At 37.2% G+C, this 25497-nt stretch carries 27 protein-coding genes and 3 pseudogenes (1 of these 30 only partly in view); 21 read left to right on the top strand and 9 right to left on the bottom strand.

The window, feature by feature from the left end; translation table 11 throughout:
- The 6 genes from Q5W13_RS15320 to Q5W13_RS15345 form a co-directional block, all read left to right on the top strand.
- Window positions 1-898: the 3' portion of a PA14 domain-containing protein gene (locus tag Q5W13_RS15320; protein WP_304443588.1), read on the top strand. It extends 287 nt beyond the left edge of the window; only the last 898 of its 1185 coding nucleotides appear in the window; its start codon lies beyond the left edge, outside the window; it ends in the stop codon at window positions 896-898.
- Between the two features lie 10 nt (window positions 899-908).
- On the top strand, window positions 909-2393 hold the full coding sequence (locus Q5W13_RS15325; RefSeq protein ID WP_304443589.1) for a PQQ-dependent sugar dehydrogenase family protein: 1485 nt from the start codon (window positions 909-911) through the stop codon (window positions 2391-2393).
- 176 nt (window positions 2394-2569) lie between these two features.
- On the top strand, window positions 2570-2857 hold the full coding sequence (locus Q5W13_RS15330) for a sulfocyanin-like copper-binding protein (protein ID WP_304446520.1): 288 nt from the start codon (window positions 2570-2572) through the stop codon (window positions 2855-2857).
- Between the two features lie 34 nt (window positions 2858-2891).
- Window positions 2892-3524, top strand: coding sequence for a PAQR family membrane homeostasis protein TrhA (gene trhA / locus Q5W13_RS15335; RefSeq protein WP_155595581.1), 633 nt, complete (start codon window positions 2892-2894; stop codon window positions 3522-3524).
- Between the two features lie 54 nt (window positions 3525-3578).
- The gene (locus tag Q5W13_RS15340) at window positions 3579-5000 is read left to right on the top strand and encodes a DUF7133 domain-containing protein (protein ID WP_304443590.1); all 1422 of its coding nucleotides are present in this window, start codon (window positions 3579-3581) and stop codon (window positions 4998-5000) included.
- Window position 5001: 1 nt separating this feature from the next.
- Window positions 5002-5637 carry a c-type cytochrome gene (locus Q5W13_RS15345; protein ID WP_304443591.1) on the top strand — a complete coding sequence of 212 codons (636 nt, stop codon included), beginning with the start codon at window positions 5002-5004 and terminating at the stop codon, window positions 5635-5637.
- A 184-nt stretch (window positions 5638-5821) separates the two neighbouring features.
- On the opposite strand, the gene Q5W13_RS15350 is transcribed toward Q5W13_RS15345, so the two are convergent.
- From Q5W13_RS15350 to Q5W13_RS15365, 4 genes and pseudogenes are all read right to left on the bottom strand, one after another.
- The gene (locus Q5W13_RS15350; protein WP_304443592.1) at window positions 5822-6631 is read right to left on the bottom strand and encodes a DUF6503 family protein; all 810 of its coding nucleotides are present in this window, start codon (window positions 6629-6631) and stop codon (window positions 5822-5824) included.
- Window positions 6632-6665: 34 nt separating this feature from the next.
- The gene (locus Q5W13_RS15355) at window positions 6666-7580 is read right to left on the bottom strand and encodes a ThuA domain-containing protein (protein WP_304443593.1); all 915 of its coding nucleotides are present in this window, start codon (window positions 7578-7580) and stop codon (window positions 6666-6668) included.
- A 15-nt stretch (window positions 7581-7595) separates the two neighbouring features.
- Window positions 7596-8246 (bottom strand): LacI family DNA-binding transcriptional regulator, encoded by a 651-nt coding sequence (locus Q5W13_RS15360; RefSeq protein WP_304443594.1) that lies wholly within the window; start codon window positions 8244-8246, stop codon window positions 7596-7598.
- A 272-nt stretch (window positions 8247-8518) separates the two neighbouring features.
- Window positions 8519-8611, bottom strand: a pseudogene (locus Q5W13_RS15365) (helix-turn-helix domain-containing protein); the annotation flags it as partial.
- Window positions 8612-8858: 247 nt separating this feature from the next.
- On the opposite strand from Q5W13_RS15365, the gene Q5W13_RS15370 reads away from it, so the two are divergent.
- From Q5W13_RS15370 to uxuA, 14 genes are all read left to right on the top strand, one after another.
- Entirely contained in the window at window positions 8859-11990 is a 3132-nt protein-coding gene (locus Q5W13_RS15370; protein ID WP_304443595.1) for a SusC/RagA family TonB-linked outer membrane protein, read from the top strand.
- A gap of 19 nt (window positions 11991-12009) precedes the next feature.
- A complete protein-coding gene (locus Q5W13_RS15375; RefSeq protein WP_304443596.1) occupies window positions 12010-12882 on the top strand; it encodes a RagB/SusD family nutrient uptake outer membrane protein in 873 nt (290 codons plus the stop codon).
- A complete protein-coding gene (locus tag Q5W13_RS15380) occupies window positions 12882-13865 on the top strand; it encodes a RagB/SusD family nutrient uptake outer membrane protein (RefSeq protein ID WP_304443597.1) in 984 nt (327 codons plus the stop codon). Before Q5W13_RS15375 ends, Q5W13_RS15380 begins: the two co-directional genes overlap by 1 nt.
- Before the next feature lie 50 nt (window positions 13866-13915).
- A complete protein-coding gene (locus Q5W13_RS15385; RefSeq protein ID WP_304443598.1) occupies window positions 13916-15172 on the top strand; it encodes a DUF6807 domain-containing protein in 1257 nt (418 codons plus the stop codon).
- A gap of 16 nt (window positions 15173-15188) precedes the next feature.
- Window positions 15189-15452 (top strand): hypothetical protein, encoded by a 264-nt coding sequence (locus Q5W13_RS15390; RefSeq protein ID WP_304443599.1) that lies wholly within the window; start codon window positions 15189-15191, stop codon window positions 15450-15452.
- A 57-nt stretch (window positions 15453-15509) separates the two neighbouring features.
- The gene (locus tag Q5W13_RS15395) at window positions 15510-15935 is read left to right on the top strand and encodes a Gfo/Idh/MocA family protein (protein WP_304443600.1); all 426 of its coding nucleotides are present in this window, start codon (window positions 15510-15512) and stop codon (window positions 15933-15935) included.
- A gap of 6 nt (window positions 15936-15941) precedes the next feature.
- The gene (locus tag Q5W13_RS15400; RefSeq protein WP_304443601.1) at window positions 15942-16571 is read left to right on the top strand and encodes a hypothetical protein; all 630 of its coding nucleotides are present in this window, start codon (window positions 15942-15944) and stop codon (window positions 16569-16571) included.
- Between the two features lie 189 nt (window positions 16572-16760).
- Window positions 16761-17006 carry a hypothetical protein gene (locus Q5W13_RS15405; RefSeq protein ID WP_304443602.1) on the top strand — a complete coding sequence of 82 codons (246 nt, stop codon included), beginning with the start codon at window positions 16761-16763 and terminating at the stop codon, window positions 17004-17006.
- On the top strand, window positions 17003-18070 hold the full coding sequence (locus Q5W13_RS15410; RefSeq protein WP_304443603.1) for a putative oxidoreductase C-terminal domain-containing protein: 1068 nt from the start codon (window positions 17003-17005) through the stop codon (window positions 18068-18070). Before Q5W13_RS15405 ends, Q5W13_RS15410 begins: the two co-directional genes overlap by 4 nt.
- A gap of 2 nt (window positions 18071-18072) precedes the next feature.
- Window positions 18073-18408 (top strand): SDR family NAD(P)-dependent oxidoreductase, encoded by a 336-nt coding sequence (locus Q5W13_RS15415; protein WP_304443604.1) that lies wholly within the window; start codon window positions 18073-18075, stop codon window positions 18406-18408.
- A gap of 25 nt (window positions 18409-18433) precedes the next feature.
- Complete coding sequence (locus Q5W13_RS15420; RefSeq protein ID WP_304443605.1) at window positions 18434-18706, top strand: SDR family NAD(P)-dependent oxidoreductase; 273 nt, start codon at window positions 18434-18436, stop codon at window positions 18704-18706.
- A complete protein-coding gene (locus tag Q5W13_RS15425; protein WP_304446521.1) occupies window positions 18706-18891 on the top strand; it encodes an SDR family oxidoreductase in 186 nt (61 codons plus the stop codon). The genes Q5W13_RS15420 and Q5W13_RS15425 overlap by 1 nt, the downstream gene beginning before the upstream one ends.
- 1 nt (window position 18892) lies before the next feature.
- Window positions 18893-19189 carry a mannonate dehydratase gene (locus tag Q5W13_RS15430; protein WP_304443606.1) on the top strand — a complete coding sequence of 99 codons (297 nt, stop codon included), beginning with the start codon at window positions 18893-18895 and terminating at the stop codon, window positions 19187-19189.
- Window positions 19176-20093 carry a mannonate dehydratase gene (gene uxuA / locus Q5W13_RS15435; protein WP_304443607.1) on the top strand — a complete coding sequence of 306 codons (918 nt, stop codon included), beginning with the start codon at window positions 19176-19178 and terminating at the stop codon, window positions 20091-20093. The genes Q5W13_RS15430 and uxuA overlap by 14 nt, the downstream gene beginning before the upstream one ends.
- A 2-nt stretch (window positions 20094-20095) precedes the next feature.
- Here the strand turns inward: uxuA and Q5W13_RS15440 are convergent, their stop codons facing one another.
- Both Q5W13_RS15440 and Q5W13_RS15445 read right to left on the bottom strand, forming a co-directional pair.
- On the bottom strand, window positions 20096-20524 hold the full coding sequence (locus tag Q5W13_RS15440) for a DUF4268 domain-containing protein (RefSeq protein WP_304443608.1): 429 nt from the start codon (window positions 20522-20524) through the stop codon (window positions 20096-20098).
- A gap of 1 nt (window position 20525) precedes the next feature.
- A complete protein-coding gene (locus Q5W13_RS15445; RefSeq protein ID WP_304443609.1) occupies window positions 20526-21197 on the bottom strand; it encodes a ZIP family metal transporter in 672 nt (223 codons plus the stop codon).
- A gap of 203 nt (window positions 21198-21400) precedes the next feature.
- On the opposite strand from Q5W13_RS15445, the pseudogene Q5W13_RS15450 reads away from it, so the two are divergent.
- Window positions 21401-22573: pseudogene (locus Q5W13_RS15450) on the top strand (THUMP domain-containing class I SAM-dependent RNA methyltransferase).
- A gap of 26 nt (window positions 22574-22599) precedes the next feature.
- On the opposite strand, the gene Q5W13_RS15455 reads toward Q5W13_RS15450, so the two are convergent.
- From Q5W13_RS15455 to rlmD, 3 genes and pseudogenes are all read right to left on the bottom strand, one after another.
- Window positions 22600-23427, bottom strand: coding sequence for a DUF6048 family protein (locus Q5W13_RS15455; RefSeq protein ID WP_155595596.1), 828 nt, complete (start codon window positions 23425-23427; stop codon window positions 22600-22602).
- Window positions 23408-23896: a DUF6452 family protein gene (locus Q5W13_RS15460; protein ID WP_304443610.1), complete on the bottom strand. Its 489-nt coding sequence runs from the start codon at window positions 23894-23896 to the stop codon at window positions 23408-23410. Before Q5W13_RS15460 ends, Q5W13_RS15455 begins: the two co-directional genes overlap by 20 nt.
- A 4-nt stretch (window positions 23897-23900) precedes the next feature.
- Window positions 23901-25309: pseudogene (rlmD, locus tag Q5W13_RS15465) on the bottom strand (23S rRNA (uracil(1939)-C(5))-methyltransferase RlmD).
- Window positions 25310-25497: the final 188 nt, after the last annotated feature.

Below are 25497 nucleotides of genomic sequence, written 5' to 3' on the forward strand. Positions count from 1 at the left end.
TGGCTTATTAATAATAGATAATGACACGGTGGTTAACCGTGATGGTAACTTTATTGTTGATTCTTTGGGAGTCAGCAAGGTTACTCTATCAAAAGGAGTAGTGCCATTTAGATTAATTTATAACAAGCACAATCCTTGGGTAATAGGATTTAGCCTCTCTGTAGAAGGTCCTGGAATTGAAAAACAACCACTTCATGCTGCTAGTTCCATAGAGAAAAAGAAAAGTGTTGGAAGTAGAAAAATTATGGTGGAACCGACGGAGCTAGCAGTAACACAACGTAGTTTTTTAATGCATGGAAATGAAAAACGTACCCATTGTATATCAGTAGGGACACCACAAAAAATAAACTATGCTTATGATATAGCTTCTGGTTGTCTACTGGAAGTTTGGAGTGGTGATTTTTTAGATGCTACCCAAATGTGGCATTCACGAGGTATAAGGCAACTAGGAGAACCAGCCGGTTTTGTAGTTTCCTTTCATGGAAATCCGGAATTTTCAATGTTGAAATCGGCTGATTCAAAATGGCCTAAGAATGTATCGGAAGAGGCTTTACAATATTCAGAGGGCTATGAGCTAGACAAAGTAGGAATTCCAATATTTATTAGAAAAATTGAGTCTAAAATTATTAAAGATAAAATTGTGCCATCTTCAGATGAACGTAAATTGATTCGCACTGTATTAGCTAGTGAGGAAGGAGAAATTTGGCACAAGGTGGCTTCTGGAGAAGCAATAGAAAAACTGCCAGATGGCTCGTATATAGTTAATGACGAGAGTTACTTTGTTGATTTTTCGGATGATAGTTTATCTCCTATAATTCGGGAATCAGATGGTGAAGAGGAATTATTAGTGAAAATTCCAGCAGGTGAGCAAAAGATTGAATATAGTATCATTTGGTAAATAGAAGAACATGCAGACTTTATATAAGACAATATTTTTTTTAGTTCTATTCGGAAGCTATCAATTTGGTACGGCACAATCGGCCATGGCCAAAAAAGAAGCTCAATTCTATGATATCGTAGATGTTCCTATACCGGATGATGTAGTTTTGGAAGTTGGTGGATTGGCATTAACAGATGATGATAAGTTAGGGGTTTCAACAAGAAGAGGGGAAGTTTGGGTTATTGACAAGCCTTATGGTAATTCGCCAGACTATACTAGATTCGCTAGTGGTATGCACGAAGCGTTAGGTTTAAATTATAAAGATAAGAGCTTTTACTTATCTCAAAGGGGTGAGTTGACTAGACTTGACGACAAGGATAATAATGGTGTAGCAGATGTGTATAAAACTATTTATTCATGGCCATTGTCAGGTAATTATCATGATTATTCCTACGGGCCAAAATTCATGGCTAATGGTGATATGCTAGTTACTTTAAATTTATCTTGGATTGGTCATGGAGCTAGTTTGGTGAAATGGAGAGGGTGGATGTTAAGAATTACACCAGAAGGGGAGATGACTCCTATAGCAACAGGACTACGTTCTCCTTCTGGATACGTTATTAATGATGCTGGTGATATTTTTTATTCTGAAAATCAGGGAGACTGGGTAGGTTCAGGAAGAATTACGCATTTGGAAAAAGGTGATTTTGCTGGAAATCCAGAAGGGCTAGTTTGGTCAGGTGATCCTAAATCTCCACTAAAACTTAAAAAAGAAGATATTGAGGAGGAATCTGTTTTAAGTCTTTATGAGTATTCAAAGAGAGTACCTGAATTAAAGGCGCCAGCAATTTGGTTGCCTCATACAATTTTGGGAATCTCTACATCTGATATGATTTATGATACCACGAAAGGTAAATTTGGCCCATTTGAAGGTCAAATGTTTGTAGGCGATCAAGGTCACAGTAAGATAATGAGAGTGTACATGGAGAAGGTGAATGGTGTTTACCAAGGAGCTGTTTTTCCTTTTGTAGAAGGGTTTTCTTCGGGAATTCTCAGGATGTTATGGGGTAGTGATAACAGTATGTTTGTTGGTATGACCAGTAGAGGTTGGTCATCTACCGGCAAAAAGATGTTTGGTCTACAGAGATTAAAGTGGAACGGTAAAGTTCCATTTGAAGTTAAAACAATGAAGGCTGAAGATGATGGGTTTCTTTTAGAATTTACAAAGCCTATAGATAAAAAGGCGGGTACAGATGTATCTAGCTATCAGATAACAACATTTAATTATCTGTATCATAATACCTACGGAAGTCCTATTGTTGATCAACAGAAAGCTGTGGTAACAAGCGCAGATGTTTCAGATGATGGACTAGCTGTTAGATTAAAAGTTGATGGTATGAAACTCGGGTTTATACATCAATTGAAAGTTGCTGATTTAAAAACGAATAAAGGAGAATCACTTTTGCATGATACGGGTTATTATACATTAAATGAAGTTATGGAGGTACTTTGAAATCCAAACAAATTGAAAGTAAAACGGGTAAAGATGGGCTTGTACAACCTAAAAGGATAAATGAAATGCCGTTGACATGGGTGAATGGTCCTGATGAAAAAATAGTGATTAGTACTAAGTAAGGTTTAAAATATGATATTACTGAGTTAAAGCTCAAGAGAAAATCTAAAGTAGAGATTACCTTTAGTAATAATGACGATATGCTACATAATCTGGTCGTAACAGAAAGAGGGGAAGAGTCTGTAACTAAGGTGGGGGATTTAGCGCTGCATTTAGGATTAGATGGCGCAGACTTAAATTATGTTCCGGATACAGATTTGGTTCTTGTACATACTGGTATTGTTCAACCAGAAACAGACGAAACAATCTATTTTGATGTACCTACATTTGCAGGAGAATACTGGATTGTTTGTACCTTTCCAGGGCATTCAGCTTCAATGAGAATAAAGCTTATTGTAGAGTAATCAAATTTTTGAATGTGCTTGTTAGTTTACTTGCATGAACGAAAAAATAATTTTTACAAAAGAAGAAAAATTTAATACTCTTTCCCATGGTGTTGGAGTATTATTGGCTTTGATAGGAATGATTTTATTGTTGGTTAAAGACGGCAATAAATCATCGTATTCAACATTTTCTATTTTACTTTATTCCGCTACCTTAATTTCTATGTTCGGGGTTTCTACAATCTATCACCTTACTACTAACCCAAGGCTAAAGATTAAATTACGGGTTGTTGATCATGTAAATATCTATTTTTTAATAGCAGGAACATACACCCCTATAGCCCTAATCACATTATATGATGGAAACGGTTGGAATATTTTCTATGCCATCTGGGGTATTGCGTTCATCGGTACTTTATTCAAATTATTTTATACCGGTAAATATGAATTTCTATCCTTATTGTTTTATGTAGCGATGGGATGGTTGATTGTATTGGATTATGAAAATCTTCTTAATAGTATGTCACCTTTAGGAATCTGGTTATTGCTTCTTGGGGGGCTGTTTTATACCTGTGGAATCCTCTTTTATGCGTGGAAAAGTATACCATTCAATCATTTCATATGGCACCTTTTTGTTTTAGCTGGTGCTGCTTTTCATTGGTTTCTCATGTATTTGATCGTTGTTTAATGTATATTTAAACGATATAATTATTGGATAAATTTTTTCTTTAGAATGATGTATTTGAAATCCTTTTTTTCTTTAGGCGCGCTCCTTCTTTTATTAACTAATTGTAATACATCTTATGATGAACCCCGCATTTCTTTAGAAGGATATGAGGTAGAATCTGGTTTTGAAATAGATGTTGTAGCATCAGAACCCTTTTTGAAAGCACCCGTTGCCATTGATTTTGATAATCAAGGTAGAATATGGGTTGTTCAAATGCTTAAAGGTTACATGAATGATATGCAAGGGAGTGATGAAACCAAACCAAATGGCAGCATAGACATTCTTGAGGACTTGGATAATGATGGGGTTGTAGATCACACGAAAACATTTCTTGATAGTCTCATAATGCCAAGGGCTTTGGCTCATGTATACGGGGGGCTTTTGTATTCAGAACCACCTTTTCTTTACTTTACCGAAATTGAAGATGACAAGCCTGTTAATAGAGTAGTTGTAGATTCTATTTACGCGGTAGAAGGAAACCCGGAGCATCAACCTAATGGTTTGATGATGAATATTGATAACTGGATTTATAATGCGAAATCTAATTTCCGGTATCGACGTGAAAATGGAGTATGGAAAAAGGAAGCTACAACTTTTAGGGGGCAATGGGGAATAAGTCACGATAATTTTGGGAGACTTTATTTCAATGATAATTCAAGGCAATTGTTGGGTGACCATGTATTGCCCAATGTATTGGTAAGAAATAAATATTTCACTCCAGAATTTGGTGTAAATCGAATGTTGACGGATGACCAACGTGTCTATCCTAAGCACGCAACTACTGTCAATAGAGGGTACGCAAAAGGAGTTTTAAATCAAGATAGTATATTGGTGAAGGCTACTGCAGCATGTGCACCTTTAGTTTATAGAGGTGGTGCGTTTTCGTCAGAATATGATGAAAATGTATTTGTTTGCATCCCAGAGGGAAATCTCATAAAGAGAAACATTTTAACCTTTACAGGAGATTCAACTATTGCTAAGCAAGCATATGAAAATAAAGAGTTTTTGACTTCAACTGATGAAGGATTTAGACCGGTAAATTTGAATAACGGCCCTGATGGAAGCATGTACGTAACAGATATGCACAGGGGTATGATAGGGCATCATGCGTATTTAAGTCCTTATTTAAAAAAGAAAGTAGCAGTTAATAAACTGGACACACTTATTAATTTTGGAAGAATTTTAAGGGTAAGGAAACTAGGCCAAATTAATGAGCCGGTCCGCGATTTCAATAAATTAACTTCCATGCAACTTGTTGCATTACTCAAGGATAAGAACGGTTGGGTGCGTGATCGTGCACAGCAGTTACTTGTTTACAAACAAAAAAAGAATGGGATTGAGGAATTGAAGCAACTTGTTTTTGATACTCAAGACCCCATAGCCATCAGCATTACATGCATTATATACATTAGAAGGACTCAACGCATTGTCTTATGAGATGTTAAGTAACGTCGCAATAAAAGGCAATGCGGAACTTATATCACATGCACTAGTTCTTATTGAACCTTATTTTAAAGAAGCGAGTACTGAAAAGAACACGTCTTTGGTAACTGAGCTTTTGGCAAAAGATAATGTAACAGTAGACCTTTACTTGAGCAGTATTATGGGAAGTTTGGTTTCTATAGATGAAGATTCTTTTCTTCCAGTTATGGAGAAACTAAGTGCTAAGTATTCAAAGAAACCAATTTTTAAAGAAGCCTTAGTTAGTGGTGTTCGAGGAGAAGAAGAAATGTTGAGTAAAGCGTTAGAGCCAACAAACAAATTACTTGCAGAGGCATTGGTGATAAGTGAGAACAAGAGGAAAGAGGAAAAAGTAAATCCTATTTTCGCCAGAAAATCATTTGTTGAAGACACCAGAACAAGTGGAGCTAAAATGTTCTACGAAATCTGTGCGTCTTGTCATGGGGTCAATGGTCAAGGCATAGAAGGGCTTGCGCCACCATTAATGGGTTCTGAGCATGTTGCAAATACAGAAAGACTAGGTCTTATTATTCTGCATGGTCTTGAAGGGCCAATAACAGTTAAAGGGAAGCGGTATGATTTAAATCTAGCTATCTTAAGGCCTTATTCGTAATGAGGACATTTCTAACAAAGATATTGCCGACATAATCTCCTATGTTACCAATGCTTTTTCAGATGTGCCACGTGGATTAAAACTAGAAAAAATAGAAGAGTTGCGCAATACAAAACCCGAAAGCGGGGCGGAATATACAGAACAAGAACTACTAGATTATTCTAAGAAGTAAATAGGTTTTATTTTAATTTATACTTTCAGTTACGGAGCCTTCAGGTGTTTGAAAGATGGATTCATCCGGTATTTTATCCAAGAAACGAATATCGCTAAAACGGCGAATATGGTTCGTGCTTTCTCCAAGTTCTCCGTCATCTAAGGCAAAATTCTCCAGTTTTGTTGGCATCATAAGACCCTGTATTTCCTGATATTCTGAATATGTTTTAGCAGAGTTGATTTGTGCATTCTTTTTATCAAAATAAGAAACGGAATAGGTGAGTATCTCTAATCTAAAAGTTTCAGGGTCTAAGTATAGGTAATAAACATCCTCAGGAGAAAGCCCTACTTCTGATCCAAAAGTGATTTTTAAGGTTTCGTAATTTTTACCATTAATTACGGATGCTCCTTCATCCGTAGCAACTACTCCGGGGTCTTTCAATAAAAAAGGAACTCCTAAAAAGTAAAAATCTAAATTATAATAAAACGCAGCGGATTTCCCGGGAATTTTAGACGCATCTGGTTTTGCCCATGCTACTTTACCATCAAAGCCCACCTCATAATCATCAGATTTTAGGTAGGCTCTACGGTCTTTAATATTGGTAAGTTGATAAACTGTTTTCCCGTTTTCTTCTAAATTATAAGAAATACCGGTAAACGATTTCCACTTTTTAATGCCACCATGTGCATTTATGCATTTGTCTAACAGGCTTGTGTCTTCAATTATTGAAGATGCCTCGGAAGTATCTATAATTTTACTATTAGGTTTCTGTTTTGTCTCTTTACATGAGATTAGTAAACAGAGGAGTAATGCTAAGATAGAGATGTGGTTCGTTTTCAATTTGCTGTTTTAAGCAAAACTACTTCAACCCAATCTATTTTCCTATTGGCGAGTCGTCACATTTTAAATCGCCTACTACATATTGCAACCCATCTAAGAAAAATTGAAGCAACTCTGGGTGATCTAGGCTCTGGGCGTTATGAGAAGGTGAGCTATAAAAAACGCGGCCTTTTCCATGTCTTTTAATCCAAGAAACATAGTTTATCTTTTCGTCAACCTCTTTTCGCATGCCCTCTAATTTATCTATTTCAATATAAAGCAATGGCCTAAAATTGTAATCGAAGTAAGCATTGTTAAAAAAATAAGGTTCATCTACATGTGTAAGTCCATTTCCTTTAAATGCTTGTACTAAAGGATGGTTAGGGTCTACTTCCTTAACATGCATTTCTTGTGGTTTAGGGTGATAATCAAAACTACCACCTGTCATTTTACTAAACTCTTTAGAGTTGTTTTGAACCGTAATGGCCCCGTGTAGTATCATCAGGCCTCCACCTTTAGCTACGTAGTCAAGCAAATTAGTTTCGTATTGTTTGGATAAAGCAGTAATCTCTTCGTCGGGAAGGTTTGTGTTTTTTTGTAATAAATCCCAAAATAAATCTCTTTTTGGTCCTGAAGGATTACAATTGTTGAACACTACAGCATCATATTTTTTTAAGTTCTTTTTATCAAAACTCTCAATATCATAACCTATATGGACTTCAAAAGCATTGGATTTTTTACCTAGTATTTTCAGCATTTCTGCGTTATGTGGAATGGTCCAGTGGTCAAAACCCGTGGCCTTTGAGAATACTAAAATTTTCTTTTTGGAAACATTTTTCACCGTAGTTTCAGACGGGGCCATCTGTTCTATCTTGGCAAGCCATTCTTCCGTGATTTTAAATTCTTCAATTTGTTGGGCAAAAATGAAACCGGAAACAAATAAAAATAGGGAGGTAATAGTATTTTTCATGGGTAATAACTGGATTTAAAGTTTGGTAGATTCTCTAATAATTAATTTATGCTTTATAAGGATTTGGTCCGCAGATTGAATATTAATAGAACCGCTGAGATGGCTTATAATACTTTCTCCGGCAAGAATGCCCATTTTATAACCAGGATATTCTATAGTAGTTAAGTTTGGTGAGATAACTTCAGAAACAGGGTCATTGTTAAACCCTATAATCTTTATGTCTTCCGGTATCCTGTATCCTTCCTTTTTTAATTCTTTTATGCAGTGCACGGCAAAGGTGTCGTTCGATACAAAAATTCCATCTACTTTGTGTTCTGAATTTTTTATTCGGTCAACAAATGTTTTAACGTTCTCTACCTTAAGGTCACTCTCATAAAGGTTTTCTTTTCTGAACGGTATGTCGTTTTTAAATAAGGCTCTTTGGTATCCGTCAAACCTATCTGAATAAACATTACGTTTAAGACTTCCGCTTATATGTACAATATTTTTACATCCTTGTTCAATAAGATGTTGTGTAGCATCAAAACCTGCTGCATGGTTATCTATGGAAATAGTAGGGCAATTGGGTAGATCGCACACCCTATCAAAAAATAAGAGTGGAATCTTCCTGTCCGTATAAGTAGTAAAGTGGTCAAAGTTCTCCGTTTCGTATGCAAGGGAAACCAATAAGGCATCAACACCACTATCAAAAAGAGTTTTTGCATTGAGCTTTTCTTTTTTTCTGATTCTAAGGACTGACTAATAATTAGGTTGTATCCAATATCATTAGCAATCTTCTCTATGCCCGATAAAACTGTGGACATAAAGTTGGAGTTTAGTTTTGGAACAATTACCCCAATGGTGTTGGACTTTTGCTTACTAAGGTTAGCCGCAAATTTATTGGTTCTATAGCCTGTCTCTTTAGCGACCAATAACACCTTGTCTTTAGTCTTTTGGCTGATGGCCGGATGGTCGTTTAAACTTCTGCTGACGGTGGCGGGAGAGATGTTTAATTTCTGCGTAAGGTCATAAATCGTGATTTTTTTTGCCATTTGGTTAGTGCAAGTTTACTGCAACAATATTACGCAACAAATCGAAATATACAAGCTTAATTTCTGATTTATTATATTTTTGAGTCCATTTTAAAGAATTTAGTCTTGTTTAGGGTGTTTAAAATGAGTAATTATCAATTTTTATGTAATTAATTTACGCAATCGGTTGCGCAATTCATATTATTTTATAGTTTTGTTTCCAATCAACTCGACCTAAATAATCAAATCCAATTTTAACTCACTCTTTATGAAACAACAACTAAGTGATTTTAAGCTCTTTAAACGAACGTTATTTCTCGTAGGGCTCGTGTCAATTTTTTCTTTTTCGGCTTATGCCCAAAATGATTTTACCGTAACAGGAACAATAACGGATGAATATGACGCTCCATTACCTGGGGCAACCGTAGTGGAGAAAGGGACAACTAATGGTGTCTCTACGGATTTTGATGGTAATTATTCCATATCCGTAGCCAATCAAAATTCAGTTCTAGTTATTAGCTATATAGGTTATGCAGCTCAGGAGATTCCTTTAGAGGGTAAGTCTATAGTTGATACGGCAATGGAGCCAAGTGCTTCAACACTAGATGAGGTCATTCTAGTTGGTTATGGTTCTGTAAAGAAAAAAGATTTAACTGGAGCCATTTCTCAAGTAGAGGCAGATGATTTGGCTGATCAATCTACCAATTCGGTTACTGATGTTTTGCGGGGTAACGTAGCCGGCTTAAGTATTGGTTTATCTTCTGGTCCTAAAGGTGTAAGTAATATTAGGATACGGGGAAACAATGGTCTTTCTGCTGGTTCCAACCCTTTAATTGTAGTGGATGGTATTATATATAATGGAGATTTATCAGATATAGCTCCATCAGATATTGACCGTTTGGATGTTATGAAAGATGCTAGTTCGGCTGCTGTTTATGGGGCAAGAGGTTCAAGTGGGGTAATTTTAATTACCACAAAAAGAGGTACGACTGATAAGCCTACCATAAATATTAACTCTAGTGTAGGGATTGCAACAGATGCATATAAAGAAAAACCTTATGGACCGGAAGGGTACCCCAATTGGCGAACAGATGTCTTTAAAAGTATCAACCCACAATTAACACAGGATAACTATGGTCGTTATGATAACCCCAATAATCTACCCGAAGGAGTTACTCAAGAAGAATGGTTGGCCTATGATGGTTCTGCGGGTGACCCCACTAGGGCATGGTTAAATCGTATTGGTTTCCAAGATGTTGAAATCAATAACTATCTGGAAGGAAAAACTATAGATTGGTATGATCGTATCATTAGAACCGGTATTAGAAATGACATCAATACTAGTATTTCAGGAAGAAATAATGGACTAAACTATTATTGGTCAGTTGGGCGTACGTCCAATGAAGGTATCTATGAAGGCGAAAAGTTTCAGACTTTACGTTCTAGATTAAATCTAGATGCTGATATTAATGATTGGCTTACTGTAGGTATGAATACCCAATTTGCAAAAAGGGATGAAGGTTTTATTGCTGCAGACAGAAACCAGATAGAAAGGTCGTCACCTTATGGGTCTGAGTTTGATGATGATGGTAACCCTAGATTGAGTCCTCAAGATGATAGCGGGGCAGGAGCTACCAATGCCTTTTTATCTCAACAGTTTACAGATTTAATAGATTTGGAGCACACTTTTAATTCAAGAGTTTATGCCAAAGTCAAATTGCCATTAGGGTTTACTTACGAATTGGGGTATACCAATAGATTAGAGTTTAGGGAGTTCTATAGGCATTTGCAATCTGCAAGTCCTCAAAATGTTGTAGGAGAAAGTTCAAGGGTCAATCGTAGAATTTCGGAATGGCAATTGGATAATATATTAAGGTGGAACAAGACGATAAATAAACATCAGTTCGATTTAACTTTTTTGGTATATGCCGAGAAATTTAGATCATATGAAACTACAGCTAATGCAACAACTTTTGAACCAAATGATGCACTTGGATTTAGCAGTTTAGAGCTGGGCACAGTTCCTACGGTAAGTAGTGAAGATGTAACCAGTACTGGGGATGCTTTTATGAGCAGGTTCAATTATAATTATGATTCGCGATACCTTCTTACGTTGACCATGAGAAGAGATGGTTACTCTGCTTTTGGAGCAGGTAATAAGAGAGGTTATTTTCCTTCAATCGCTGCGGGATGGACTATTTCTAATGAGAGCTTCTTTAATTCAGAATTTATAAATTTTCTAAAACTTAGAGCTACTTATGGTGAAAATGGGAATAGAGAAATAGGACGCTTTGTTTCGTTATCTCAATTACGCGCTGGTAAATACTTAAATGCAAATGCTAACGGTGAAGTCTTTACTGTTCCTACATTTAATAATTTCACTCAAGAAAGTCCTGACCTAAAATGGGAAACGACCAAAGCGGTTAACTTAGGTTTAGATTATAGTCTGGCAGACGGTGTCATAGAAGGATCTATAGAAGCGTATAGAAATATAACTACAGATTTACTTGTGGAAAGAAGGTTGCCGGATATTATTGGTTTTCCTTTTGTATTTACTAATCTAGGGGAGGTAGAAAATAAAGGTGTTGAATTTACTCTATCTACACTGAATTATGATAAACAGAATTTTAACTGGACAACCAACTTTAACTTTTCTCTGAATAGAAGTAAAATTAATGAATTGTACGGTGACTTGGATGAAAATGGAAATGAACTTGATGATATTTCAAATCGATGGTTTATAGGCGAAGCTTCTGATGTAATTTGGGACTATGAAGTTCTTGGTGTTTTTCAAGAGGATGAGGCCGAGGCAGCAGCAGAAGTTGGTCTTGCTCCAGGAGATTTCAAACTTAACGATGTGAATAATGATGGGTTGTTTACAGATGAGGATAAAAAGTTCATAGGACACCGTACACCAAGATTTCAAGCGGCTATGTCCAACCGGTTTACATTTTTCAAAAACATAGATTTTTCCTTTGAGATGTATTCCAATTGGGGGCAGAAACGTCTGTTCAATGAAGCTAAGAATAGAAATGGTTTTATTGATAGAACCAACTCCATTCAAACTCTATATTGGACACCGGATAATCCTACCAATGATTATGCAAGATTGTTTTCTAGTGATGGTAGTGCCAGTTACGGTATATGGAGAGATGCTTCTTTTATAAGGTTGAATAACGTTACCATAGCCTATCGGTTTCCCACTGAAACTATCCAAAAATTTGGCATACAGAAATTACGAGTTTATGCTAATGGAAGAAACCTTGCGGTGTGGGCTCCACATTGGGATTTTTATGATCCAGAACCTACTGATATAGAAGGTAGAAACTCAAATGGAAGTAATAACCCCACTTTGCCAACCCCAAGATTTTTTACAGTAGGGTTAGACATAAGCCTTTAATATTCTAAATAACAAGACAATGAACAAAGAATTATATACATATAGAAAAGCGCTACTAGGTTTAACCTGCGTTTTTGCCTTGACATTTACCTCTTGCGAGGAAGAATTTTTAGACGCAGAACCACAATCCTTTTTTACTCCGGGCAATGCCTTGAACACTCCCGACGGGCTAGCCAGTCTAAATAATAATGCATTAGCCAGACTAGCATCTGAATTTTATGGAGATGGAGCTCCTATTATTACAGAAAACGTATTTTCTGAGGTTGCAGTAGAAGGAACAACGGATAAGTCTGGTCCAGCGCAAGATTTGAACCTTTTGATTCTTCCGGATGCTAATTTAAATAGTTCAGACACTAATAGGATTGGATGGTACTGGAATCTTTTCTACGAAGGAATAAAGTTTACGAATACTGTTGTTGGTAGAATTGACGATGCTGAGTTTGAAAGCGATGAACAGCGCGCTACAATACTTGGCAAGGCCTATTTTCTAAGAGGATATTTTTATTACAGGCTTACGCAGCAATTTGGTGATATTCCTTTTGTCCTAGATGAGGTTAAAGAACCAAAGTTAGATTTTGTGAGTACCAGTAGAATTACCATTCTAGAGAAAATACAAGAAGATTTGAATGCAGCTGTTTCTATGGTGCCTGAAGTTTCAGACAAAGGAGATGTGAGCAAAGGTGCAGTTTTACACTTGCTTACAAAGGTAAATTTGGCATTAACAGATTTTGATGCGGCTATTGCTTCATCTTCACAATTAATAGAGGGAGGACAACACAGGCTAATGACCAATAGATTTGGTGCTACCGCTGGTGATGCAACTAAGGATGTGACATGGGATTTACATAGGCCTCAGAATAAGAGTATTATAGTAATACGGAGGGTATTTTAATGTCTATTAGTCGTTTAGAATTCGAAGATAATGGTTCACGTGCTCCCACTAGTATACAACGGCAAGCGGTACCCTTATGGTGGCGTTTTATTAACACGCCAGATGGCCAAAACGGAATGTCAGATGCTCCGGATGCAGAAATTAATCAGGTTTTTGAGTATGGTAGGGGAATAGGTAGGAATAGAGGTACAGCTTATAGTACTGAACAAATCTGGAAAGATGCCAATAATGATCAAAGGTTTAAGGATGGTAACTGGGTTCAAATGGAAGATTTCGTGTACAATGCACCAAGTTTAAAAGAGGCTGGTAATTCGTTTTACGGTAAAAATTTAGAATTGTATCTTCCAGATGGAACGCCTTTATGTTCAGATACCATTCGTAATTGGTTTGATTTTCCACATTATAAATTTTCTATTCCTGATCCATTAAATGTAAAGCCACAGGGTGGGCACTCAGATTGGTACGTTTTCCGTATTGCTGAAACACATTTATTACGTGCCGAAGCTTATTTTTGGAAAGGAAATTTAGCTTTGGCAGCAGAAGATATAAATGCGGTTAGAAGAAGAGCAGAGGCTGATGATGTTATGGCATCCGATGTAAATATTGATGTTATTCTTGATGAGCGTGCTCGTGAATTATACTATGAAGAACCTCGTAAAACAGAGCTTGCTCGCGTAGCATTCATTTTTGCTATGACCGGACAAACAGCTTATAATGGTGAAACTTATAGTATGGATAATTTTTCTAAAAAGAATTTTTGGTACGATCGTATTATGGAGGTTACCGACTTTTATAATAAAGGGGTTAAAACTATTCATGGAGATGAATATACGATGAGCCCTTACCATGTTTTGTGGCCGGTACCTGCAACTGCAATAAATGCTAATACCCAAGCGCGCATCAATCAAAATGAAGGATATCCTGGTGCAGAGCTAAATATTGCTCCGCTCACCACAGTTTCTCAACCAGAGAATGATAAATAATAGTTAGTTAATTTGTTTTTGTTTTAATTCCGCCATCTAAAATACTGTTTATGCGTACAATTGTTTTTTTACTTATTATTTCGATCCTGTGGTCATGTAATTCTGAAAATTCAATATGCTTCACGGTAGAGAAAGGTGACGGAATTTTTTTCACCCAACCCGTTAGTTTTGATTTAAAAAAGGCTGAGGAAGCTCAAATAGATATCAAGAAGCCTATGGTTCTTTTTCAAGAAATAGAAAAAGAAAACGTAGAAGTACCTTTTCAGATAAATCAAAAGGAGAATAAAATTTGGTTTGTTCCGGTTACTGAAAAAAATAGTGATGGACCTTTAAATTATTCCTTGAGGAACGGAGTATCCTCATACAAATCGGACAGTGGACTATCAGAAAAAAAACAAGAAGGGAATTTGCAGTTGAATTTTCAGAATAAACCTGTTGTTTCCTATCGGTATGAAATGACCTATCCACCGGAAGGTATAGATTCCATTTTTAAAAAATCGGGATACATTCACCCTATTATCACACCAAAAGGGGATACCCTTACCCGTATTCAACCTAACGACCATTACCATCATTATGGTCTTTGGGGTCCATGGACACATACTCAAGTAGATGGTGAGCGTGTAGATTTTTGGAATCTAGGAGACGGCATGGGTACAGTGCTTTTTAAGGAATTTAAAAATACAGAATCAGGGGATGTGTATACTTCTTTTACAGCAGCTCAAGAGCATATAGATTTAAAAACTCAGAAGGAACCTCAAGTAGCTTTAAACGAAGATGTACAAGTTAAATTATGGGATTTAGGTCGACCAGATCGGTACATGTTCGATTATAAAAGCGAATTCAGTTCACCTCTGGAGAAAGGTATTTTATTTGAAGCGTACCGCTACGGTGGAGGATTGGGACTTCGTTTTAACGAACGCTGGAAGGCGGATAATTGTTCGGTTTTGACTTCTGAAGGTAATGACCGTTTAACTGCAGATGGAACCAACGCCAAATGGTGTATTGTATCAGGAGAAGCATCGGATGGAAAAGGCACGAACGGAATTCTGTTCATGAGTCACCCTAAGAATAGAAACCATCCGGAACCTATGCGTATTTGGCCTATTGATGCCAATGGAGGAAGAGGCGATATGTTTTTTGAATTTTGCCCTATCCGTCATGAAGAATGGAAAATAGAACCGAATAAAAGATATGGACTGAATTACAGAATGGTTGTGTTTGATGGTACTTTAAATGCTGAGGAAGCAGAAGCGTACTGGCAATCGTTTGCAAAGGAAAACCAAATAGAATTAATCAATAAATAAAATACGTATTACCAACATGGAGAGAAGAAAATTTATAAACAGAACAGCTTTAAGTACTGCCGCTATGGTAGCTTTTCCTAGCATTGTACCAGCCCATGTTTTGGGTAAAAATGCGCCCAGTAATAAGATAAATATTGGTCAGATCGGTTGTGGTCGTATTGCTAGAGACCACGATATTCGCGATACCATTCGTTTTGATCAAGCAAATTATTTGGCAGTGTGTGATCTTGATTCTAAAAGAGCTGCAGATGCTAAGCTTCTAGTGGATGGGTTTTACTAGGAAAAAACAGGCAAAGCCAAGTATGACAGAACCAAAGTATATGAAGACTATAGGGAAATGCTTTTGAACAAGGATATAGATGCAGTTGTTATAAGTACTCCGGATCACTGGCATTCGCAACCTGCAATGGAGGCTGCTTTGGCAGGAAAGGATATCTATCTTCAAAAACCTACTTCCTTAACGGTAAGGGAAGGACAACAATTGCGGGAAGTTGTTCAGAAAACAGGTGCTATTTTACAGGTAGGGACACAACAACGTGCCATGCCACAATTTAGGGTCGCTGCAGAACTGGTAAGAAATGGGCGAATAGGTAAAATCCATACGGTAAAAATTGGTTTACCTTATGGTGACCCTGCCGGACCCGAAGCTCCTGCAATGCCTATACCATCAAACCTGAATTTTGATATGTGGTTGGGTTCTACCCCAGAAGTTCCATATACAGAAATAGGTGTGCACCCTCAAGCAGATTATAGCAGACCATAAGGCTGGTTGCGTTCTCGTAATTATGGCGCTGGTATGATTACCGGTTGGGGTCAGCATCACTATGATTCCGCGGCTTGGGGTATGAATACGGAATTAGGAGGACCTATTTCCGTTGAGGCGCTTGCAGAGTTTCCAAAATCTGGATTGTGGAACGTGCATGGCGATTTCTTTGTGAAGCATGAGTATGATAGCGGCATCACGGTTTATACCAGTGGAGGATATACCAATGGTATTCGTTATGAGGGTACTGATGGATGGATTTTTGTTTCCCGTGGTTCTTACCAAGCTTCGGCTACCGATCCAGTAGATAAAGAAAAGAGCAGTAAAGCATTAAACGCTTCTGATCCTAAAATTTTAGAATCGGTTATCGGGGAAAATGAGATTCACCTTGAAAAAATTGACGACCAACATGGTAACTGGTTAGATTGTATCAAGACAAGAAAAGCACCTATTTCACCAATTGAAAAAGGACATAAAGCATGTGCTATCTGTTTGATCAGCGATATAGCTATGCAGGTTGATAGAAAACTGGAATGGGATTACGATAAAGAGGTGTTCATAAATGACGATGAAGCAAACGCCATGTTGCGTCGTGAGCAAAGAAAACCTTACGGGACAGACACTGTAAAGTATTAAAATAAGAAAAGCCTGTTCATTATGAACGGGCTTTTTAAACAGCTTCTAAACTTTTATAATATAGATTGAAGGGCTTTTTCCGACTATGAGAGAAAGCTGAAGACTAACAACCCATACATGAAAAATACAATTTCATTTTTACTTTTGTTACTCTGCATAGCATGCGGTGAAAAAAAAACCGACAATAAAATGGTCGATAAAAAGACTTCTGATAATGTGAAAATGATGACGCTAGATCCGGGTCATTTTCATGCAGCATTGGTTCAGAAAAAAATGTACCCTCAAGTAGATTCTACCATCTATCTTTTTGCACCAGATGGTGCAGAAGTAAAGGACTTTTTAAATAAGATAAACTCGTATAATTCTCGGGAAGAAGCTCCTACAGCTTGGAAGGTAGAGAAATATTTAGGTGATGATTACCTTTGGAAAAAATGATTACCGATAAGCCCGGTAATGTGATGATCGTAGCGGGTAAGAACAGTAAAAAGATTGATTATGTACTTGAGGCGGTAAAAGCTGGGCTTAATGTTTACGCAGACAAGCCATTGGTCATTAACCCCGAGGGATTTAAAAAACTACAGCAAGCTTTTGAAGTTGCGGAAAAGAACGGGGTGTTGATTTATGATATCATGACCGAGCGTTTTGAGTCTACAACCTTAATGCAAAAAACCTTTTCAACGTTGCCCGATGTTTTTGGGGAATTAGTGGATGGTACGCCCGAGGAACCTGCTATTAGTAAAGAAAGTGTGCATCACTTTTTTAAGTATGTCTCTGGCCAGCCTCTAGTGCGTCCGGCTTGGTTTTTTGATGTAAATGAGGAAGGCGAAGGCATCGTTGATGTTACTACTCATTTGGTGGATTTGGTGCAATGGGAGGCTTTTTCTGAACAAATTATAGATACCAACAATATAGAAATGATAACAGCCGAGCGTTGGCCTACCATACTTACAACGGACGAATTTCAGAAAGTTACGGGCCTTGATGGTTATCCTGATTATTTAAAAAAGGATATAACGGATGATAAATTAAATGTGTTCTGTAATGGTGAAATGGTCTATAAAATTAATGGCAAACATGCCAAAGTATCGGTAATATGGAACTATCAAGCACCTGAAGGCACTGGCGATACGCATTATAGCATCATGCGAGGCACTAAGAGTGATTTGATTATTAAACAAGGCAAAAAAGAGGGCTATAAACCCACTTTATATATAAGCCCAAAACAACAAGATGGCTTTGAAGAACTATTGAATACAGCAATCGAAGGCGAGATCACAGCTCAATTTCCAGGTACTACAATGGAGAAAATGGAAGATGGTAATTATAAAATTAATATTCCGGATTCATTTAAAATTGGACATGAGGCCCATTTTGGTCAGGTAACCGAGAATTATTTAAAGTATTTGGAAGCTGGTCAACTACCCAGTTGGGAAGTACCTAATATGATTAGTAAATATTATACGACTACCAAAGGTTATGAACTGGCCAAGAAAAACTAGATATGAACGACCTTTTTGATTTAAGAGATAAAACAATTGCCCTATCTGGAGGGACCGGAGTTTTAGGTGGTTCCATTGCTGAATACTTGGTCAAAAATGGTGCTAGCGTAATACTCCTTGGCAGATCGGCAGATAAGTTAGATGACAAAAGAAATGCACTAAACCGTATTTCTAACAATAGTACAGTCTCTTATGTTGTAGACGTAATGGAAGAAAAGGAATTGATTTCCTTGCGAGAGCAAATAAAGAACGCGCATGGTACAATAGATGGCTTAATTAACTTGGCTGGAGGGAATCTGCTAAGGTGCAACACTGCGTCCCGATCAAACCGTTTTTGATATTTCCTTAGAGGATACAAAAGAAGTGGTTAATCTCAATCTCTTTGGTAGTGTACTGCCAACTATTGTTCTAAGTCAATTAATGGCGGAGCAGGGGTATGGTTCCATCATTAATATTTCCTCTATGGCATCAAAGCAATCTATAACTCGGGTGCTTGGCTATTCCATGGCAAAAGCCGGTATTGATATATTTACCAAGTGGATGGCCGAAGAACTGGCGACAAAATTCAGTGATAAAATTCGAGTAAATGCTATAGCTCCTACTTTTTTATTGGCAATCAAAACAGAAAAATTTTAATCAATGAAGATGGTTCGCATACGGAGCGAAGTAAAAAAATATTGGCAAAAACCCCTATGAACCGTTTTGGCGATGCATCCGAACTAAACGGGATGGTACATTACCTTATGAGTGAAGCATCTTCATTTGTTACAGGAACGGTCTATGATGTAGACGGTGGCTTTAATTCTTTTACCGGAGTTTAATATGGAGTACTTAAAAAAGACCTACCGCTGGTTTGGACCAGATTTTGGGGTTACCTTAGATGATATTAGGCAGTTGGGTGCTCAAGGTGTTGTTACGGCTTGCCACGGTATACCCACAGGAGAGGTGTGGTCCGAACAAACCATTTCAGGAATAAAAAATGAAATAGAACGGCATGGAATGGAATGGTCCGTGGTGGAGAGCGTTAATATTCACAACGCTATTAAATATGGACTCCCAGAAAGGGATGCGTATATAGAGAACTACATTCAAACATTGAGAAACCTTGGCAAAGCATAATATTAATATCATTTGCTATAATTTTATGCCGCTTATTGATTGGACGCGCACCAATCTGGACTACCAACTGCCCAACGGAGCATCTAGTTTACTTTATGACCCAATTGCTATTGCTGCTTTTGACCTCTTTATATTGAAACGAGACAATGCCGCTGAGGTATATGAAGATAGTGTGTTGAGAAAGGCCGAAGCTTATTTTAAAAGCTTGTCCGCTCAAGAAAAAAGAGCATTGGAGAATGCTATTCTGGCAGGCATACCGGGAAGTAAAGAACCGATTCTAATGTCTGTTTTTAAACAGAATTTAGCGCTGGTGAGCCAGATATCAAAAAATCAACTTCAGGAAAATTTAGTATACTTTCTTAGAGCCATATTGCCTGAAGCCGAAAAACTTGGTATTCATATGGCCATTCATCCAGATGACCCGCCGTTTTCTGTGTTTGGTATTCCAAGGATAACTTCAACCTATGAGGACTTAGCGTTTATTCGTGATTGCTATCCTTCACTCCATAACGGTTTCACGTTTTGCTCAGGGTCGCTTGGAGCGTCTCCTGACAATGATTTGGTGAAAATTATTGAGGACTTCGGAGAACGTATTCATTTTATCCACTTAAGAAATATACAACTGAGTGTTTCTGGTGAGTTTTATGAAGCTGAGCACCTAAATGGTTCCGTGGCTATAGATGATATTATGGAAGCTTTAATAAAAGAGCAATTAAAAAGAAAAGGATATGGCCGCACTGATGCTGCCATTCCATTACGTCCTGATCATGGGCATGTATTGCTTGATGATAAAAAACGACAGAGTGATTTTTATCCTGGGTATTCGTTAATAGGAAGAGCTTTAGGTATGGCACAGTTAACGGGACTTGAGAAGGGGATCCGGCATCAGATGAAATTAGTTTGATCCTATTCTAAAATTTCCCTAAAATCTTCAAAGAATAGTTCTACTTGGGCCATCTGTCGACTCAGGAAAATCATAGTTTCTTGCCAAGTATTCTTATTGTGGATAGAAACGTTTTCTAGGGTCACGTATATTCTTGATATTTCTTTTCCGTTGGATAGAAAAAAAATCTCTTCAAAAACAGCCTCTGGCAGGTATTCTTCTGATTGAAGAAGAGATTGTAGTGATTGAAATTTCTCCCAAAGGGTAATACGTCTCTCAAGGTCTTCAGTTTCAATATCTATGGAAACCATTGCCTTTTTTAGGTCAAAATGAAACTTAAAAACAAGGGCTTTCACTTTGGTGTTATACAGTATCCATTTTCTAGGATATGATTTTCCAAAGGCGATCCAAAAGTCTTCGCGTAATTTTTTTGATTCGGCTTTACTGAACATACTATAAAAAATATGCGATTGCTATGCCAAAAATAATGGCGACTATTTTACGCAAGTTAAATGTATGGCCTTCTGAACTTTCAAAAAGTATAACCGTAGAAATATGCAAGAACACACCTATAACCAATGCGTTAATTGGTGCAAAGTAGGTGTCTGCCCAATCTGCATGATCAGCAATATAGCTCCCTAGTGGGGTCATTAATGAAAATATGGTGATAAAGAAAAACGCCTTTTTTAAAGGTATTTTTGAGTTTAATAGAAAGATGCTCAGTATAATGGCAATGGGTACTTTATGAATGAGTATACCGTAAATTATGGTATCGTGGTGGTGAATTGGGAAACCTTCTAAAAATGAATGAACGCAAAGGCTAGCAAACAATAACCAAGGAAAAAGCTCTTTTTCACTATCTAAATGAACATGTCCGTGTTCCGCTCCTTTTGAAAAGAATTCTAAGAATATTTGAAATAGAATTCCCAGCATTACAAATAACCCTACTTTTTTAGGGTCACCATTTTCGTAAACTGATGGAAAAAGCTCAAACAAAGTTAGCGCCAGTAAAAAGGCACCACTAAATGCTAAAAGTAGCTTAAAATTGCTTCTATTCTGGGGTTTTACAATATATACAAAGGCAAAACTGAGTAGAACGGCTAAAATGGGTAAGGCGTAATTCATTAACGGAAAATCGTTTTTATCGGGGCTCTTAGTCTTAGTATTATGGCGATAATTACATCTGCAAACCCAATTTTTTCAGTTTTCAATAAAGCAATTTTCTCCTTTAGTTGTTGAAAGGAAGAACGGCATTTAAGAAAGCAGCGGGTGGGTTCGTATTTCTCCGGCTAAAATACTGTATTTTTGCGGCAACTTTAGGATAAGACATGAGTAAAAATTTTAAAATGGTTGCCAAGACCCTCTTTGGTTTCGAAGAGATGTTGGCCAAGGAAATTCGTAATCTAGGTGGTAGCAATGTAGTTGAAGGCGTTAGAAATGTCGCTTTTGAAGGAGATACTGGTTTTATGTACAAAGCCAACCTATGTTTACGAACTGCCATTAAGATTATTAAACCTATTCATTCTTTTTCTGTTCGTAGTGAGAATGACCTTTATAAAAAGATTTATGCGATGGATTGGGCAGAGTACCTTTCGGTTGATACTACTTTTGCTATAGATTCTACGGTAAACTCGGATAACTTTACACACTCCCTTTATGTGTCACAAAAGGTAAAGGATGCTATTGTAGATAAATTTAGGGATATGGATGGAAGCCGCCCTAGTGTAGATGTAAAGTTTCCTGATGTACGCATCAACATTCATATTCATGATGAACATTGTAATGTTTCTTTAGATAGTTCAGGGCGTTCTTTACACCAAAGGGGCTATCGTACCGCCACGAATATTGCACCTATAAACGAAGTGTTGGCAGCTGGACTTTTACTCTTGAGTGGATGGGACGGTCAATGCGATTTTATAGATCCTATGTGTGGTAGTGGTACTATGTTAACAGAAGCGGCTATGATTGCTTGTAATATTCCTGCAAACATTAATAGAAAGGAATTTGCTTTTGAGAAATGGGATGATTTTGATCAAGAGCTTTTTGATAAGATTGTTGAGGTATGCCTAAACAGGGTTAGGAGTTTCATCATAAAATTGTAGGTTACGATAAAGCACCTTCTGCAGTTCGCAAAGCATTAGATAATGTGGAAAACGCCAACCTATCAGAATTCATTTCCGTAGAAAGAAAGAACTTTTTTGATACTGAAAAATTTACGGAAGGTAAGCTGCATATGGTTTTTAACCCACCTTATGGAGAGCGATTGAGTTTAGAAATGGAAGATTTCTATGCTTCTATTGGAGATACATTGAAGCAAAAATACTGGTACGGAAGCTTGGTTTATCACATCTAATATGGAAGCGCTTAAATATGTAGGTCTAAGACCTTCTCGAAAAATCAAGGTTTTCAATAGCCAGTTAGAATCGCGCTTGGTAAAATATGTAATGTACGAAGGTAGTAAGAAAGCCAAGTATATGAACAAGGATAAGGACAACGATTAGAAAGTAGTTTTTTTCTAATCTAAAAATTATTGTCTTCTAGGTCTATCTTCAGGTTCGGGTCTGGACTCCGGTTCTGGCTGAACTTTTTCTTTTTTCGGTTCGTTTTTCTTTTTGTAAAGAGGAATTAGATAGCTGAGAGAAACATTATAGCCAACCCCAAATCTACTACCGTCTGTAACTCTATTAAAACCAGGGATGAAAAGATCGTCCAAAATGCCTTCAGGTCTTTTGTTCGTTATTAAGATGCCTAGACGTGCGCTAGCACCAATATAGATATTCCTTAAAACCTCTGCTTTTAGTCCTGCTACAAATTCTAGCCAAGACTTATTACGACCTTCATATTTTCCTAGAGCTTCGGTTCCTGAAGCAAAATCATCTGGGTTCCAATAGCGGCTGCTGTCAAAAATTTTATAGGCATCTAGCTCTTGGCTAAAAGTACTAAAAGCATAGCGACCACCAATATAAATCATGTTTTGCTCACCATACCAATTGCCATAGGTATTGTAATCTATACCTAGTTTAATATAGCTACCAGATGTAGTAAAGGTATATAAGTCTCCTCCTTCACTATCAACTTCAGCACCAAGTGGCGTACCTATTGTTTTTTTCTCGTTACCAAGTTCAGCAGCTAAATAAAGATTTTGCGTAAGTCTATAATCACCTACGAATTCTAGTCCCGTATAGTCCTCATCAAAAAAGGAATTAACGATTCTACTTAAATCTACGCCAACCCTTAAGCCATAACGTTGTTTGTATACGGTGGTATCTTTTTTGTTAAGATCAATAGGCTCGCTCTGAGAAAATCCCACAGCAACAACTAAGAAGAAAAAAAGACTAGTGAAATATCTTAACATGGGCGGAAGCTGTGTTTTCAATAAGTGCGTTATCTACATCTATGGTCTGAACCCAAACAGAGTCATCTTGTTTTACCGTAGCAGTTAAGTTCTCAAAATTGGCAATATACCCACAGGCTCTAGATTTGTAGATTTCCTTTACATCATAGTTAAAGGTAAGGGTGTCTACATTAATATCGTCAATACTTAGCTGTCTTGAAAAAGCGAATGTTGTACTAGTTTCATCAACTCGTAATGGTAGCACAATAGAATCCAAAGCTATATTGGCTATGGTATCTTTTCCTCCTGTTGGTAATACTCCCCAGACAATTAAGTTCTGCACATCCTTAAATTCAGTAGGATTGAGGGCATCATAAAAACGAATGACCAATTGTGGTGTGTCATCTTCCGTGCAAATATCATCTTTCTCGCATGCAGAAAAACAAAGTATGCCCAAGAAGATAACAAAAAGTATTTTCAGTTTGTTCATAAAGCTATAGCTTTTTCAAAAGTACGATATTTTCAACATGGTGCGTTTGTGGGAACATATCTACCGGTTGCACTTTTATAACCTTGTATGCCTCTTTCATTAATTCTAAGTCGCGTGCCTGTGTAGCGCTATTACAACTTACATAAACTACTTTTTCCGGGGCAATGTTCAAAATTTGTTGTACCACATCTTTATGCATACCAACCCTTGGCGGATCAGTAATAATAACATCTGGTGTGCCATGGGTATTAATAAATTCTTGGTTGAAGACATTTCGCATATCACCAACAAAGAAATCTACATTATCAATTTTATTACGCTCTGCGTTTGCTTTGGCATCTTCAATAGCTTCGGGTACGGATTCAATACCAACTACTTTCTTTGCTTTTTTAGCAACAAACTGAGCAATGGTTCCTGTACCGGTATAAAGGTCGTAGACAAGCTCATCGCCTTTTAAATCTGCAAATTCGCGGGTAAGTTTATATAGTTCGTAAGCTTGTGCTGAATTTGTTTGATAAAATGATTTAGCATTGATTTTGAATTTCAAGCCTTCCATTTCTTCAAAAATATGGTCTCGTCCAGAGAAACAAATAATTTCTTGGTCGTATATGGTATCATTCTGCTTTTGGTTTATAACATATAAAAGCGAAGTTATCTCAGGAAAGGTTTCTTTAAGGTGATTTAATATCGCCTCACGGTTGGTTTGGTTATCATCATGAAACTGAATCATGACCATTAACTCACCAGTAGAAGCTGTACGAATCATAAGAGAGCGCAATTCTCCATGCTGATGTCTAGGGTTAAAAAATGTAAGTCCATTTTTAATGGCAAAATCACGGGTCTCCAACCGGATAGCATTAGAAGGGTCTTGCTGTAAGTGACATTTTTTAATGTCTAGAATCTTATCCCACATTCCATAATATGGAACCCTAGAGCATCTCTATCCGTAATCTCTTTATCAGATTGAATTTCCTCTAAAGTCATCCATCTACTATCTGAAAATGAAAATTCCATTTTATTACGATAGAAATACTGTTCCTCAGAACCTAAAATAGGTGAAGTCTCGGGTAGTTCAAGGTGCCCAATTCGTTTTAGGTTGTTTTCAATTTCTTGCTGCTTGTAGAAGAGTTGGTGCTCATAGCCCATATCTTGCCATTTGCAACCGCCGCAAACTCCAAAATGTTCACATTGAGGTTCTACGCGTTTATCTGAGTATGAGTGAAAAGCGGTGGCAACCCCTTCAAAATATGCTTTTCTCTTTTTTGTAGTCTGTACATCTACAACATCACCAGGAACGGTGTTTGTCAAAAAGATGACTCTCCCGTCGGGTGCCTTACCAATAGTTTTTCCTTTTGCCCCGGCATCTACAACCTCTACGTTTTCGAATACCTGTCGCTTGTTTTTTCTTCGCATGCGGCAAAAGTAAGCATCCCATTGCATTTATTATAACTATCAATACAATCGGACTTATTAAAAATAGTTAAAAATGTAATTTATAATCTGTAAATAGAGAAGAGTGACTTCTTTTTGTTGAAAAATGGTAAAAGAAAAAAGCCAAGAAACCTCATTACAAGGTCTCTCGACTTTACAAACATTATAGT

The organism is Zobellia laminariae, from assembly GCF_030553095.1.
GTDB lineage: Bacteria > Bacteroidota > Bacteroidia > Flavobacteriales > Flavobacteriaceae > Zobellia > Zobellia laminariae.